The sequence below is a fragment of the Sporosarcina cascadiensis genome, from assembly GCF_009650995.1.
In the GTDB taxonomy this organism is placed as follows: Bacteria; Bacillota; Bacilli; order Bacillales_A; family Planococcaceae; genus Sporosarcina; species Sporosarcina cascadiensis.
In genome coordinates this window covers 78,433-92,173 of record NZ_WHVV01000002.1, presented here as the reverse complement: position 1 = coordinate 92,173, position 13,741 = coordinate 78,433, and the positions used below count along the sequence as shown (strand labels likewise).

The 13,741-nt window shown below is 41.8% G+C and carries 12 protein-coding genes; all 12 read right to left on the bottom strand.

The window, feature by feature from the left end; all coding sequences use genetic code 11:
* Positions 1–65: 65 nt before the first annotated feature.
* The 12 genes from GDZ68_RS02760 to GDZ68_RS02705 all read right to left on the bottom strand — a co-directional run bounded on the left by GDZ68_RS02760 (position 66) and on the right by GDZ68_RS02705 (position 13,729).
* Positions 66–854, bottom strand: a complete 789-nt coding sequence (locus GDZ68_RS02760) for a MerR family transcriptional regulator (protein ID WP_153720762.1) — start codon at positions 852–854, stop codon at positions 66–68.
* Positions 855–1,046: 192 nt separating this feature from the next.
* Positions 1,047–1,493 (bottom strand): GNAT family N-acetyltransferase, encoded by a 447-nt coding sequence (locus GDZ68_RS02755; protein ID WP_153720761.1) that lies wholly within the window; start codon positions 1,491–1,493, stop codon positions 1,047–1,049.
* A 141-nt stretch (positions 1,494–1,634) separates the two neighbouring features.
* The gene (locus GDZ68_RS02750; RefSeq protein WP_228550980.1) at positions 1,635–2,276 is read right to left on the bottom strand and encodes a DUF3885 domain-containing protein; all 642 of its coding nucleotides are present in this window, start codon (positions 2,274–2,276) and stop codon (positions 1,635–1,637) included.
* A gap of 251 nt (positions 2,277–2,527) precedes the next feature.
* The gene (locus GDZ68_RS02745; RefSeq protein WP_153720760.1) at positions 2,528–3,436 is read right to left on the bottom strand and encodes an AEC family transporter; all 909 of its coding nucleotides are present in this window, start codon (positions 3,434–3,436) and stop codon (positions 2,528–2,530) included.
* A 74-nt stretch (positions 3,437–3,510) separates the two neighbouring features.
* Positions 3,511–4,944 (bottom strand): aldehyde dehydrogenase family protein, encoded by a 1,434-nt coding sequence (locus GDZ68_RS02740; RefSeq protein ID WP_153720759.1) that lies wholly within the window; start codon positions 4,942–4,944, stop codon positions 3,511–3,513.
* Positions 4,945–4,962: 18 nt separating this feature from the next.
* Positions 4,963–5,853 carry a class II fructose-bisphosphate aldolase gene (locus GDZ68_RS02735; RefSeq protein ID WP_153720758.1) on the bottom strand — a complete coding sequence of 297 codons (891 nt, stop codon included), beginning with the start codon at positions 5,851–5,853 and terminating at the stop codon, positions 4,963–4,965.
* A gap of 15 nt (positions 5,854–5,868) precedes the next feature.
* Positions 5,869–6,603, bottom strand: a complete 735-nt coding sequence (locus GDZ68_RS02730) for a GntR family transcriptional regulator (protein ID WP_153720757.1) — start codon at positions 6,601–6,603, stop codon at positions 5,869–5,871.
* A 4-nt stretch (positions 6,604–6,607) separates the two neighbouring features.
* The gene (locus GDZ68_RS02725; RefSeq protein WP_153720756.1) at positions 6,608–7,756 is read right to left on the bottom strand and encodes a diphosphate--fructose-6-phosphate 1-phosphotransferase; all 1,149 of its coding nucleotides are present in this window, start codon (positions 7,754–7,756) and stop codon (positions 6,608–6,610) included.
* A 14-nt stretch (positions 7,757–7,770) separates the two neighbouring features.
* On the bottom strand, positions 7,771–9,114 hold the full coding sequence (sftI, locus tag GDZ68_RS02720; protein WP_153720755.1) for a sulfoquinovose isomerase: 1,344 nt from the start codon (positions 9,112–9,114) through the stop codon (positions 7,771–7,773).
* An 85-nt stretch (positions 9,115–9,199) separates the two neighbouring features.
* Positions 9,200–11,242, bottom strand: coding sequence for an alpha-glucosidase (locus GDZ68_RS02715; protein WP_153720754.1), 2,043 nt, complete (start codon positions 11,240–11,242; stop codon positions 9,200–9,202).
* Between the two features lie 20 nt (positions 11,243–11,262).
* On the bottom strand, positions 11,263–13,047 hold the full coding sequence (locus GDZ68_RS02710; protein ID WP_153720753.1) for a solute:sodium symporter family transporter: 1,785 nt from the start codon (positions 13,045–13,047) through the stop codon (positions 11,263–11,265).
* Entirely contained in the window at positions 13,040–13,729 is a 690-nt protein-coding gene (locus GDZ68_RS02705) for a DUF4867 family protein (RefSeq protein WP_153720752.1), read from the bottom strand. Before GDZ68_RS02705 ends, GDZ68_RS02710 begins: the two co-directional genes overlap by 8 nt.
* Positions 13,730–13,741: the final 12 nt, after the last annotated feature.

Sequence of the window (13,741 nt, the reverse complement as noted above, 5' to 3'; positions counted from 1 at the left end):
AAAGAGGAGTTGTACTGTGTCTCATAATCAGACTTTCTATGAGAGGGCTTTATTTTGCTTATATCCTATTTTCCATCTTGATTATATGAAGCTTTAATCGACTTTCCTATTTCCTCTAAAAACGCTTCTTCTTCCGGTGTCAAAATAGTAGGGAAATTAAAATTAGCTATATCAGGTTTCATTGACGCTTGTACTTCTTGCATTTGTTTAAGCAATTCCTCTTTGTTATCTGCATGTTTCATTGCAATTTCTGATAACTTTACGGCCACATTAAATGCTTCAGGCGATTGTGGGCTGGCTCCCTCACTCATCACTTTCTTCAATGTTGACAACCAGTCTAGCATCTCTATATCCACTTGATGTCGCTGTTCTTTCGGAAGCGATGAGTATTGTTCAGCAACTTCTTCTGAGCAGTGTTCTTTTAACCACTCTATCTGTTCTTGTTCATTTTCCATCTTGAAAAGAAGTGAACTTAAAACTAGCCATGTGATTGGCTTCCCTTCTCTCAAAAGAAATTGTACATGCTCGACCGCTTCAATAGCATGATTTAATTCTTTCCTTTTTTCTGTTAGTAATATGTGTTGCCAAGATAAAGACATTTCAAATTGTTTTGGAACAGTAGAGCCATTATCAATTAAATCTTTGATTTCTTGTAATGAGTAACCTAAAAATTTTAAGGATTGAATTTGCTGTAGTTTCGCTAAATCTTCAAATCCATACAGCCTGTGACCAGAATTATTTTGCTTTGCTGGTATTAGTAATCCTAATTCTTCATAAAATCTTAATGTCCTTACAGTTGTTGTTGTACGCTTTCCAAATTCACCAATTGTAAAAACATGTTTTTGACTTTCCATAAAATGATCCCTCCATCAATATTGGTATAATTTAAGTTTAGCCTATGACGTTACGGAGGAAGCAAGTTAAATTATCATAATCGGGCTATTTAGCGAAAATAGTTATGAACTCTAATTTCGTTAAATAGCCCGATTTCGGCGCAAACTTTATTCAGCTAATTGACCCGATTAACAGAAGAACGGGTAAAACAGTTATTCAGTCAAATTTAATTCATAATGATAAAATTGTGTGTCTCGTACATAACCATTTTTCTCATATAGTTTTTGAGCGCCATAATTATCCGGTGCGGTCTCCAGCGCAATACTTTTTGCACCCGTTTTACTGGCATATTCTTCCGCCTTCTGTAAAAGCAATTGTCCTATTCCCAGTTTTCGGGCTTCCTGATCAACGAACATATCATTCAATATCCATGCTTTTTTCATCGAGATGGATGAAAAGACGGGATACAACTGGGTGAAACCAGCGTACTTTTCCTTGTGCTTCACAACAAATATTACCGATTCTTCATTTTCTAGACGTTCTTTTATATACTTTCTTGCGCCCTCTGCGTCTGACGGCTGGTCATAGAACACACGGTATGAATTAAATAAATTTGATACACCTTCTATATCCTTAATCGTAGCCTGATATGCTTCCATTACAATTTCCCCCTGTCAGTTGTTTTGCGGTGCCTTTTGCGGTGCCTGTGTACGAAACAAACATGAAAGTTCGAACATTCCTGTTTGTTTGAGTAATCGTGAATATTGAAACATACACGATTGTTTGGCACACAGGCACCATCAAATGAACACTTCATCGATTTTCGGGCGGTCATAATCTAAAATCCATTCATTGAATTCTTCATACATCCATTGAATTGCTTCCGAGTTCACACCCAGCAAATCACAGCCTCTGTCATCGTAGACATAGTAGATCGTTCCTTTTGTTTCATTAATAAAATAGACAGACTGGTGAATAATCGGCCTTATTCCCATATCCTGATTGCAAATGGCCTTCAACAGTGCCGCGTACCGGAAATCCGCACGCCGGCATGCAAGACTGAACCGATGTGTACGGTAAGTCGCATCTTCATCGTCTTCCGGATAAATGTACGGCCGGTTCTCGTGCCGAAGCCGGATCAAGACCGAATTTTCTTTTACATACTTCGCGAAGATATTCAGCTTCCTCTGCAAAGCCGCCACATTTCCGTAATCATGAACATCGACCACAAGATAGAGCTCATCTTCCGGAGAGTGCAAGGCTTCAAATAAATCGATTGCCCGCCGATAGACCCCTTGTAAATACAATGGATTCTCATGAATACTGACAGAGCTCTCGTTCACCCCAAGTTCGAACCGGATTCCTGCATCCCATGAGTAAAACAGTGGCGACTTGAGCTCCAGTCCGGGGAAGTTATGCTTCATAAAATTATTTAGTGTCATATATCCTCCTTCTTTTCGTTTATGAAATTCATTTATCTGAGTTACAAACTACTAAGCACGCACTCTCGGCAGCCGTTTATTCCGTCCGGCTAACATGTTAATAATGTAACCGAGTTTTACAACAATTCAAAGCATTTCATTCAAATAAAAAAAGACCGCCCCGGAAATCATGATATATGACTTCCCGGCCAATCTTCCTATAATTCATGCTTGTATATACATCAGGTTTCTAATCTGTTTCTATAAAGTCATTATACATACGTCATAGCTACATAAATCACAACCGGCATTGTAACCAGACTCAAAATGGTCGAAACCAGTGTTGCACTTGAAACATTTTGGGGTTCGGTCTGAAATTGAATTGCATACATCGTTGTATTTGCTGCTGTGGGGGTTGCCGCCATGATTATCATAATTTGTTTTGTCATTGTATCTACCGGCATAAACAGAACTAGAACAGCTGCGATAAGTGGTGCGACCGCAAGTTTCAGAGACAGAGCAGTAGAAAGTTTTTGCCAATCAACTGACTTTACTTCTATATTGCAAAGTTGCATTCCCAATGTCACCATAATTATAGGAATCGCTGCATCTGCTATTAAATCTACGCCGCTTGCAGCCGCACCAATTGGAATATGTAACCAATGAAAAACCATACCCGCAATCGCGCCATAAACCATCGGCATTCTTCTAACAGCCCTTAGAGCTGCTCTCATTCCATCGTGGTCGGGACTTCCCTTTGCGGCATAATACACACCTAGCGTGCTCATTAGCAATTGTTGAAGCACCATCAATATGACAGCTGTCTCCATACCTGCAGCACCAAACAGAAAAAGAACCAGCGGTGTTCCATAGTTTCCATTATTCATGAAAGCGCTTGACAGGACAAGCCCGCATCGTTCAGTCTCAGTGAACCCGTATAGTCTGGATAATATGCTTACAACGGCAATCAATGTTAAGCTGAGTGCCAGCATATAGATGGCAAGATATCCAAATGAATAATCAATTTCTTGTTCATAAAATGTTCTAAACACAAGAAACGGTACAAAAACATACAATGCCAGATTAGAAATAACTTTTGTCTCAAGCTTTAGAAATCTTTGTGCAATATAACCGATGCTAAACACAAAAAAGATCGGCAATAGTATTATGACGATCGACATACCCATTCTCCTTCAGTTTTAAGGGTGTACAATTTATTAAAAAAGGGATCCAACAATCTGGATCCCCTCTTCATTCATCCGTTAAAAACAATAATCTTTTCTTCCGTCATTTCTTCGATTGCATAGCGGGGACCTTCTTTACCTGTTCCACTATTTTTCACACCACCATACGGCATATGGTCAACACGGTACCCAGAAGTATCATTAATGATTAATCCGCCTACATGAATTTCATTGATCGCCTTCATAGTAAATGCCAGATCATTTGTGAATAATCCTGCCTGGAGACCAAATTCAGAATCATTCACACGAGCAATAACGTCATCTTCAGAACGGTAAGTACTTACCACGACAACCGGTCCAAAAATCTCTTGCCTGCATACTTTCATATCATCATTCACATTAGTAAGAATCGTAGGTTGATAGAAGGCTCCGTCGCGTTTACCGCCCGTTTCCACTGTCGCGCCCTGCCCAGCTGCTTCGTTTACCCAGTTCTCAACACGTACAGCTTCACTCTCAGCAATCATGGGACCAATATCGGTAGCTTCATCCATTGGATCACCCAGAATCAATTTCTCTGTTTCTTCTTTCATTTTTACCAGAAATGGTTCATAAATATCTTCGTGAACATACACTCGTTGAACAGAGATACACACTTGTCCGGCATTATTAAAACTCTTCTGAGCAGCCAGTGTTGCTGACTTTTCCAAATCTGCATCTTTGTGTACGATTGTAGCAGAATTATTACCGAGCTCCAGTGCTACCTTACGAAGGCCTGCTCTCTCTCGAATAAACTTCCCGACAGATGGACTTCCGGTGAAAGTAATCATATTCACATCTTGATTTTTGAGCAGCCACTCCCCGACCGTAGAGCCGCTGCCGGTAATCAAATTCAAACGGCCTTTTGGAAGTCCCGCCTCCGCCATAATATCAATAAAGATCAAAGTGCTGACAGGGGTGGTTTGTGCCGGCTTAAGCACTACGCTGTTTCCGGCAGCCAATGCTGGTCCGACTTTGTGGCACATAAGATTTAAGGGCGCATTAAAAGGGGTAATCGCTGCTACAACACCGATTGGGAAACGCCTTGTAAATGCTTGACGTTGTTCAGACCCCGGCGCTGATTCCACAGGTATTCCTTCCCCATGTATTCGTTTTGCCTCTTCAGCAGATACTTCGAGAGTCAGCGCAGCTCGTTCTACTTCCCCTTTACATTCTGCTAACGGTTTACCTACTTCTCCCGCAAGTATTTCACCAATTTCATCTTGGCGGGCACGCAAAGCAGTTGCTGCTTTTAATAGCACGGTATATCGGTCATATGGAGAGAAAGGTGTTTTTAGTGACTCTTTTGCATATTTAACAGCAAGATTTACATCTTCCTCTTCCGCTACGGCTGTTCTTGCCATTACTTCTTTCGTATATTTATTAAACACATCGTTATTTACAGACTTTTCATGCCACTCGCCGTTGATATACAAACCATAAGTACGAACTGAAGTTTTGCTATCCATTAATCGTCATCCTCTCTGTTAATTGGTAATGACCTTTGTGTGCGTTAAAAGTTCTTCTGCTCTTCCTTGACTGCCGAACACACGAATCTTCTCCTGAACTTTTTCTTTCATACGCAAACGACCGCGTCCAAGCGTGCTAGCCACAACAATATCATCCGGATTCTCTTCTAATGCTTCCTGAATCCCTCTGGTAAACGCCTGACGCAATTCAGTATCCACATTGATTTTGGCAATTCCAAGTCCGATTGCACGCCGTACTTGTTCATCCGGAATATCAGATCCACCGTGAAGTACTACAGGACGTTTGACAGCGGCAACAATTTCTTCCAAACGCTCAAAACGAAGATTCGGTGTCTCTTTATACATGCCGTGCGCGGTTCCAATCGACACAGCCAGATAATCGACATCTGTCGCTTCTACAAATGCCACCGCTTCCTCAGTTGTTGTAATCAGTGCATCTTTCTCATCTACTGTAATATCATCTTCTGTACCGCCAATTTTTCCAATCTCGCCCTCTGAACCAATTCCAAGAGCTCTTGCAACATCAACTACTTTTTTTGTTATTTCTATATTTTCTTCAAAGGAAAGACCTGACCCATCAAACATGACAGATTGAAAGCCCATTTGAACTGCTGACATTGTCTGCTCGAATTCTCGGCTATGGTCGAGATGAATCGCAATTGGCACGCTGTACTCTTTTTCGTAAGTATCGATAAGACCTTTTAACGCCTCCATTCCTAATGTTTGAATGACCTTTTGTCCGATCTGAATCATAATTGGCGCTTGTTCTTCTTTAGCAGCCTCCATTATCGCTATAACAGTTTCAGCATTATGAGCGCTGAAAGCTCCTACGCCGTATCCATTTTGAAACGCATGATCAAGCATAATCTTCCCATTAATAAACGGCATATAACATGCTCCTCTCTATCTTTTTAATTCAATATGATAATGATATTGATCATTTCTGTATTTAGTCTTTGTGTACTCCATAGGATGGTCGTTCAATCCATAACTGAGACGTGTCATTTCAAGCAATGCTTCACCGGGACGAATTGCCAACAGGTCTGCTTCGGGAATTGTGGCATTCAGCGCAGTGATCCGTTCATTAGCTTTGTTCAAGTAAATCTGATTGTTTTCCAGAATTTCATAATACTTGGCTTCATTCAAATCATACTTCATCAGGATTCGGCCTATTTCTTCCGGCCAGCAGCTCCGCTCAAGTGCAACTGGAATATCATCTGAAAATCTGATTCTTTCAATCAGCAAGACAGGAGAATCCGCCGGCACTTGAAGCATTTCACTTTCATAGTACAGATCTGTTTTAAACTCTGCCCTTATCAAATTAGACCTGGGCACAGAACCTCTTTCCATGACCTCTTCAGCAAAACCCTTTAATTGTCCAAGATTTCCGACGAGCTGCTGGGGTTTTACAATTGTTCCCCTGCCTTGTTTCTTTTCCAATAGTCCATTTTGCACCAGCACATTAATAGCTTGACGAATAGTAGTGCGGCTGACACCAAATTCACTTATTAAATCTTGTTCAGTAGGAATGAGCTTATTTGTTTTCCAGGCTCCGCTTTGAATACGATCGATGAGTATATCTTTTATCTGCAGGTAGAGAGCTTCACCTTTAACAGGCTTGAACTGTTGTTTTGACATGTGGTTAATCTCCTTTTATCGGACGGGGATAGGCCGTGATCTCCTCTCCAATGAGCGGTTGCAGCCAATCATAATACAACTTCCGATTTTGTATAAACTGTTCAGGCATGACTCTTTCTCCCGCTTCTACCACTTTCTGAAGCGGCACAGGAATCATGTCGACAGCATAATGCCGGCGAGGCTGACGTCGGATGGATACCATAACGTTAGATAACCCTTCACGAGTCCATTGCCCGCCCACTCTACCTACAGTATAAGCTTCTTTTCGGTCAATGTCAGAAATAGCTGCCGAAAAACTTCTCTGATTCATGCCTAGGAGCTCAGCCCTCGTCATGACGCCAAACTCTGTCTCCAAAAGTTTTGCAACTTCCTTCGATATCCCCCCCAGCACCTTGCGTCCATCGACAATTCCCTTTTGAACCTGCTTTCCGTCGCTCCACTCCACTCCCTCACTCATCACCACTGTGGCATGGCCAAAACGTGTCAAGGCATCATCTACACTCGCTATAAGTTCTTCTTTTCTCATTAAACGTTCAGGAAGAGCAATGAAGTGCGGCCCCTCTTCTTCATATTGCTGCAACAGACCGGATGCCGCTGCCAACCAGCCTGCATTTCTCCCCATAGTCTCTAAAACACGGATCTGTTCAAAGTTTTTCATTGAGGCAAGATCCCTGCTCATGTCTCGTGTCGCCTGTGCAACATAACGGGCGGAACTGCCAAAACCCGGAGCATGATCGGTCTCGCCTAAGTCATTATCCACTGTTTTGGGCAGTCCGATCACTTGCAACTGAAAGTTTTGCCGGCGTGCTTCTTGTTCGACTTTCAATAGCGCTTCCATAGTGCCGTTTCCCCCGATGAAAACTAGAGCATCTACATTTTGTTCCTTTAACTTACGCACACCTTTTTCAATATTTTCATCGGTCAAAGGAAATCTTCCGGAACCAAGGCAAGCTCCGGGAACTTGATGGTGAAGCCGGATTTGTTCAAGTGCCGCTCCATTTCCATCCAAAAAAAGACCCTTTGTCAACCCTTCGTACCCGTTTTGGATAAATAGCAGGGAATGATCTTGTAACACTTCTTCAACAAACCCTGCGAGGGTAGCATTTATTACAGCCGTCGGTCCCCCCGCCTGGCCAATGGCTACTTTTTTCATGCAACCCCCTCCCTTCAGCCTTTTGTATAGATAGTCGTTTGTATTCCCAGTTGTTTTCCGAGTTCAATCAGTTCATCTGCAACATCGTCATAAACAATTGCATAATGCGGTTCAAAGCCCTCTTCCATCAGGCCGTAAAGTGTCTCGTTAATCTCTGTTTCCAGTTCAACTTCAACAGATGTCCCGTTAAATCTTTTTGGGGTATCCAGTGCATTTCCACGCATAACCAGAAGACGGTAACCATCTGGTGTGTAACCCAACCTGAAGATTGTTACGCGGCCAGGCTTTAGGCCAAACTCCATCGTGAAGCCAATTTTGCGATTTGGATGAACTCCCGGACGTGCACCTTGATCAGGATGTGCAAGTGAGTACGCCCCAGCTCCACAATGCCAAAAAACGACGGAATTGCTCGCTTCGTTCACGTGCACCATGTCACCAAGATACGGCGCGCTTCCCGATAATTGCTGTAAAATAAACATGGAAATAGAACCATGAATGTCTGACTCGCATGATGATACGATACCGTCTTCAGTGAATTGAGACAGCGTAGAACACGCAGCTGCTCCCAACTCATTAAAGAAATCCGGCCAACAACGGATTGCCAGTGCAGATACATTCTTCTCATTAATCAGTTCTTGAACATATGTTGTAAATTGAGCAAACCTTATAACAGTTTCTTCATTACGATTCAGACCGATTACCTGTTGCTCAGCACGCTCAATGGCACCTTCCCATTTTTCATGCGGAAGCTTTACACACTCTTGAAACGCTTTGTCTAGATCGAATTTTTCTAACGTGACACCAAGTTGTTTTTGAAGTAATTCTTCATCTGTTCCAGAGAAAAAGAATCCGGGCGGATGTTCACCAATTACGCCTATTTTGAGCTGTTTCAGTTCACTCAGAACCTTTTGCACTTTCAGCTGATTTCTTATTCGCTTTTGTACTTGCGCTTCATCTGCATTCCCGAATACGAAACTAAATGGATGTTTTGCACAACGCAGAAAATTGCTTGTACTGTTTCCGCCTGTAAGTGAATTGAGCCGGAGACGTCCGCCGACACTGGGCTCACGAACTGACCAAACTATAACTGGCACTTGCACTTCCTTAATAAGTTCTTCTATAAATTCCGCATCTGCGAATGTTACACTTTGATAGATACTGACAATGATCTCTTCAGAGTTAACTGTCTTAAGAAATACTTGTAAATCCTCGGGTGACGTGATGATACTTTCGGGTTCAACCACATTACCAGTCAGAGTATGAAGAAATTCTGAACTTTTTTTCCGTTCAGCTTCACCTGCTTCAAGATCAAATGTTTTTCTGCCGATCGGCACATAAAGAATACTCATTTTCAGCATAACCGGTCACAACCTTTCTTCGCTGTTCTTTACATCATAATAACATAGGTAGTGATCTTATTAAATAGATTACTACCTATTAATTTTATTTCATTTTTCCTGCAGCTTTCTGAAAGATTTCTTTAAACGGGGAAGACTTTCTGTAAAATACCGGCGTTTGGCCGATTGGTGCATTTACTTCTATCATGCCGCCGTTCGTTTCTTTTCCGCTCCAAAAATGTACCCACTCGTCCTCTGGCAGATAAACTTCCCATTTTTCTCTTCCTTCTTCGTATACAGGAGCTACAATCAAATCCGGTCCCAGCATATACTGATACTTTATATCGTAAGACCTTTCGTCATTTTCATATTCCATGAATAATGGACGCTGTATCGGAATTCCCTTTTCAGCATTTTCTTTGCTCAGCATTTTCAAGTAAGGTTTCATTGCTGTATAGACATTTGTCATTTCCACAAAATGTTCAAGTGTTTCTTCATCTTGATCATACTGGAAGCAGTCATCCGGCCGGTTTCCTTCATGAGTCCGCATAACCGGCGTAAAGGCTGCCATATCAACCCAGCGAAGAAGCAGTTCTTTATTTCGTTTATTACCGTGAAGACTCGTATATCCTCCTATATCGCTGTGATGAATGCCATTCCCGCTCATACCTGCTGATAAAGCGGCAGGTATTACTGATGCCAGACCATCATCGAGACTCCAGTCCACACTTTGATCGCCTGCCCACAGCAATGGACAATACCCTTGAGAACCTGAATAACCCGCACGCATGAAATAGACGATATCTCCCCAGCGACCCGCTTTCTTCACTGCGTTATGGTTCACTTTAGCCCACAGCACCGGCCAGGCATTATGCATCATTGTTGCCGGCTCTCCATTATGAAGCTTAAGGTCTGTTGGAAGGTACTCACCAAAGTCTGCCATCCAGCCGTCCATACCGAAATCGATCATATTCTTTTGAATCACGTCTTCATACCATTCAAACGCTTCTTCATTTGTAAAATCTACAACTCCGCAGTAAAATTCACCGAAATCCACCATATAGTCCCCGCCATCAAGGCCGGTTGCAAGATACCCTTTTTTATGTGCTTCTTCATATAAGTCACCTTCCACTGCCACATAAGGATTAATGTAACCGAGAAAGCGTATTCCTTGCTGTTTCCACTCTTTCACTTTTTTATCTAGCCCCGGATATTCCTCTGGATTCCATTTCCAATTCCACATCAGACGTTTACCGAAAGAAGTATGACGCTTGCCTTGCCAATCCTGACACCATACCGCTCCAATCTTCATTCCTTTTTCCAGTGCGCGGTCAATTTTGTTCTGTACAATTTCTGTTCCGCCTTGCATGCCCAGCCAGATTCCATCAAACGCCCAGTCAGGCAGCTCTGGTTGTCTTCCGAGACGGGCAGTCAACTTCTCAACTAAACTTTTATAGGTATCGCCCGCTTCAAACAGGATAGAAGCAGGTGCCTCCCAGATGTGCAACTCATGAAAATCGTCCCGTCGAAAATCAAAGTCTGCAAACGCAGTAGTCTCAACATGACAAAAATATTTATTAGTAGATATATAGGTTGGTTGCGGATAGTTCGTATTGTAATAATCCCCGCCCGCCTGGTCATTCACATCTGCCTGCCACGTCGTATACGTGGATTTATTTCTTCCTACTCCGGGCTCCGAGGTCCATAGCGGGAAGTTCTTCCCACGTAAATTGAAATACGAAAGTTGTTCGCCGCATCCGTAAACTTTCTCGTCCGCATCTGCTGCAACACGAACCCAAAACCTATTAAATAGAGGATCAACCAGTTCGAATGAAACACGAAGCCCTCCTACATCTTTTCTCAAAATCATCTTCAGCAAGATATGGTCTTGGGAGAAGTGACGGAAGGAAATTTCGCATTCATCTTCCTCATATTTTATTGTTGCATAACGCAAAGCGACTCTCTCTACCACGTAATCCTTTATTTTAAAATTGCCGCGATACATATCAATCGTTTCTTCGCCACTTCCAACAAAGATAAATGGATTAGTTGGAGAATGCTTAAATAGCAAGCGTCCTTCCAGACGAATTTCAAATTCTTCTCCATGATGATCCACTTTAAAAATACTGTGTGTCGCTTGTTTTCTCATTTTTTATTCCTCCTGATGTTTTAGTTATTACGAAGTTTAGTCTTTTCTGTTTCCACCACTTCTTTATATTTATGAGTTATATAACTCGCATACTTTTTATTCCAGGATTTCAATACAAATAAGTAACTCATAAATCCTAGAATAACCGTACCAATCATAGCAGGCCAGAACCAGCCCGATACAATTCCATCTTCGTACGCAACACCAATCGGTGAAAATAAAACATAGACCATTACGACAAGGCTGATCAAAACAACAGAAACAGGCACTGTATATTTCCATGGCACCATGTCTACTTTTGGATGCGCACGGAACTCATGTGGTACTTCAAGTGGGCGAATACGTCCTACCACTATCATCATTAAAACTTCAATAACAAAGAGAATTCCCGAGATATGAATAAAATTCATGGTGATCTCTATACCGAATAATTGATTTAACCCCCATACGAGCATGTAATACGTGATTACGTGGAAAATTATCACTATCTTCGCCCCGATAGCTGGAATTCGTTTTGAAATAATACCCACAAGTACAATAGCAATTATTGGAACGTTGAAAAACCCTGTAAATTGGCGAATCAGATCCCAAATCCCATCCGGTGCATTCATCAGCATCGGGGCGATAAAGAAGGATACAAGTGCCAAGATACTGCCAAAATATTTACTAACAGTAATCAATTGACGGTCTGTTGCATCTTTTTTAATTGCAGCCTTATATACATCCAGAGCAAACATAGTTGCTGCACTGTTTAACAGTGAATTGAAACTCGAAAATACTGCACCAAGAAGGACAGCTAAAAATAATCCTGACATAAACGTCGGCAATAAGTTGGCTACGATGGTTGGGTAAGCCAAATCAACCGGATCTACTGAACTTCCATACAAATGAAATGCAATAATTCCAGGAATCATCATCATGAACGGAACAGATAATTTATAAAACCCTGAAAGTAATACTCCCTTCTGACCTTCTGCTAGATTTTTCGCTCCCAGTGTTCGTTGAATCACGTATTGGTTTGTGCCCCAGTAAAACAAATTCATGAAAATCATACCCGTAAAAATTGCCGAGAATGGGACTGAATCTGTTTTTGAACCGATTGAATTTAATTTTTCTGGATTTTCAATCGTTATTGTTTTCATGCCTTGGAGAATGTTGCCATCCCCAAGCGCAATAAATCCAAGTATCGGAACGAGCAGCCCAATGAACAGCAGGCCTATTCCATTCAACGTATCTGATACGGCTACTGCTTTTAGCCCGCCAAAAATTGCATAAATTGCACCAATAATCCCGACTACCCAAATGACAAGCCATACGGATGACTCAAAAGAAATCCCTAAAAGTCCCGGCACATCAAAAAGTCTTAAAATTGCTAGTGCTCCCGAATATAGAACAGAAGGAATGGTAACCAATACATACCCAAGCATAAACAGAATAACTACATACCTGCGAACACCTTCATCGTATCGTGTACTTAAAAACTCAGGTAATGTTGAAAACGCACCGCCAAGGTATCTGGGTAATAACATAAGAGCCATAATTACAACGGCAAAAGCAGCTGTTACTTCCCATGACATGTTGGATAAGTTTGACCGGTAAGCTTGTCCGTTCAAGCCGATAAGCTGCTCGGCTGATAAATTCGTCAAGAGTAATGAACCGGCAATAAAACCGCCGGTTAATCCACGGCCCGCCAGAAAGTAACCATCAGAGTCATCAATTGAATTCCTGGTTTTCAAATAAGAGATATAAGCAACAAGCGCCATGAAGAACGCGCAAGAGACCAATGTGAACGTAATACTAGACATATAATTTCCCCCTTTGTTGTTCTGTCGGGTAAGCAATTGTTATATTTTCTCCTATAATGCCTTCATGCGCCCCCTGTTCAACAAAGCGGGTATGTTCTGAATGAGCTATAAGCCATTTGTTTTTCATGAAAAGAAGAGGGTCAGCATCTTTTTCTTCATCTGCCAGCGGCGTATTCGTTCCTTTAGGTAAAATAACAACACACTTAAAGCCTCGATCATTTACTTTACACGGAGCTAAATGAAGCGTTGTTTGATACATCTCTATTACAGCACCGCATGGAACAAAGAATGCTTTAATATTAGCAACATTGTAAGTGTCTTTCACTAATTCATTTGTATGACCTAATAGAAGAATGAAATCTGTAATAGCCACATTGATCTCACTTCCTTTATGGAACTCAAGCCCGCCGAGTGATGAGTTAATTCCGTTACAATATCCAATTTGTATGGGCATGCCTCCAAAGTAATGAGATTCAATATACTTTTTCATGCCTCCCGCCTCTAACTTATCCAGTGACGGCACATATTCATTCCCGGTAACAGGGATGGGTATTTCCATCATCCGTTCGGCTATTTCTTCGTGCGGGAATCTATTCAGGACTTTACCGTAACGGCCGAAAGAAGCACTATGCACACTTTCCAGTTCAACATGCCGATTCATCTCTTTCAATAAATCAATCAAACAAATCCCTCC

Coding starts and splice junctions, on each gene's coding strand:
- GDZ68_RS02755 (WP_153720761.1), bottom strand. CDS start 1,493: ATGGAAGCATATCAGGCTACGATTAAGGATATAGAAGGTGTATCAAAT.
- GDZ68_RS02730 (WP_153720757.1), bottom strand. CDS start 6,603: ATGTCAAAACAACAGTTCAAGCCTGTTAAAGGTGAAGCTCTCTACCTG.
- GDZ68_RS02725 (WP_153720756.1), bottom strand. CDS start 7,756: ATGAAAAAAGTAGCCATTGGCCAGGCGGGGGGACCGACGGCTGTAATA.
- GDZ68_RS02710 (WP_153720753.1), bottom strand. CDS start 13,047: ATGTCTAGTATTACGTTCACATTGGTCTCTTGCGCGTTCTTCATGGCG.
- GDZ68_RS02750 (WP_228550980.1), bottom strand. CDS start 2,276: ATGACACTAAATAATTTTATGAAGCATAACTTCCCCGGACTGGAGCTC.
- GDZ68_RS02715 (WP_153720754.1), bottom strand. CDS start 11,242: ATGAGAAAACAAGCGACACACAGTATTTTTAAAGTGGATCATCATGGA.
- sftI (WP_153720755.1), bottom strand. CDS start 9,114: ATGCTGAAAATGAGTATTCTTTATGTGCCGATCGGCAGAAAAACATTT.
- GDZ68_RS02735 (WP_153720758.1), bottom strand. CDS start 5,853: ATGCCGTTTATTAATGGGAAGATTATGCTTGATCATGCGTTTCAAAAT.
- GDZ68_RS02740 (WP_153720759.1), bottom strand. CDS start 4,944: ATGGATAGCAAAACTTCAGTTCGTACTTATGGTTTGTATATCAACGGC.
- GDZ68_RS02745 (WP_153720760.1), bottom strand. CDS start 3,436: ATGTCGATCGTCATAATACTATTGCCGATCTTTTTTGTGTTTAGCATC.
- GDZ68_RS02760 (WP_153720762.1), bottom strand. CDS start 854: ATGGAAAGTCAAAAACATGTTTTTACAATTGGTGAATTTGGAAAGCGT.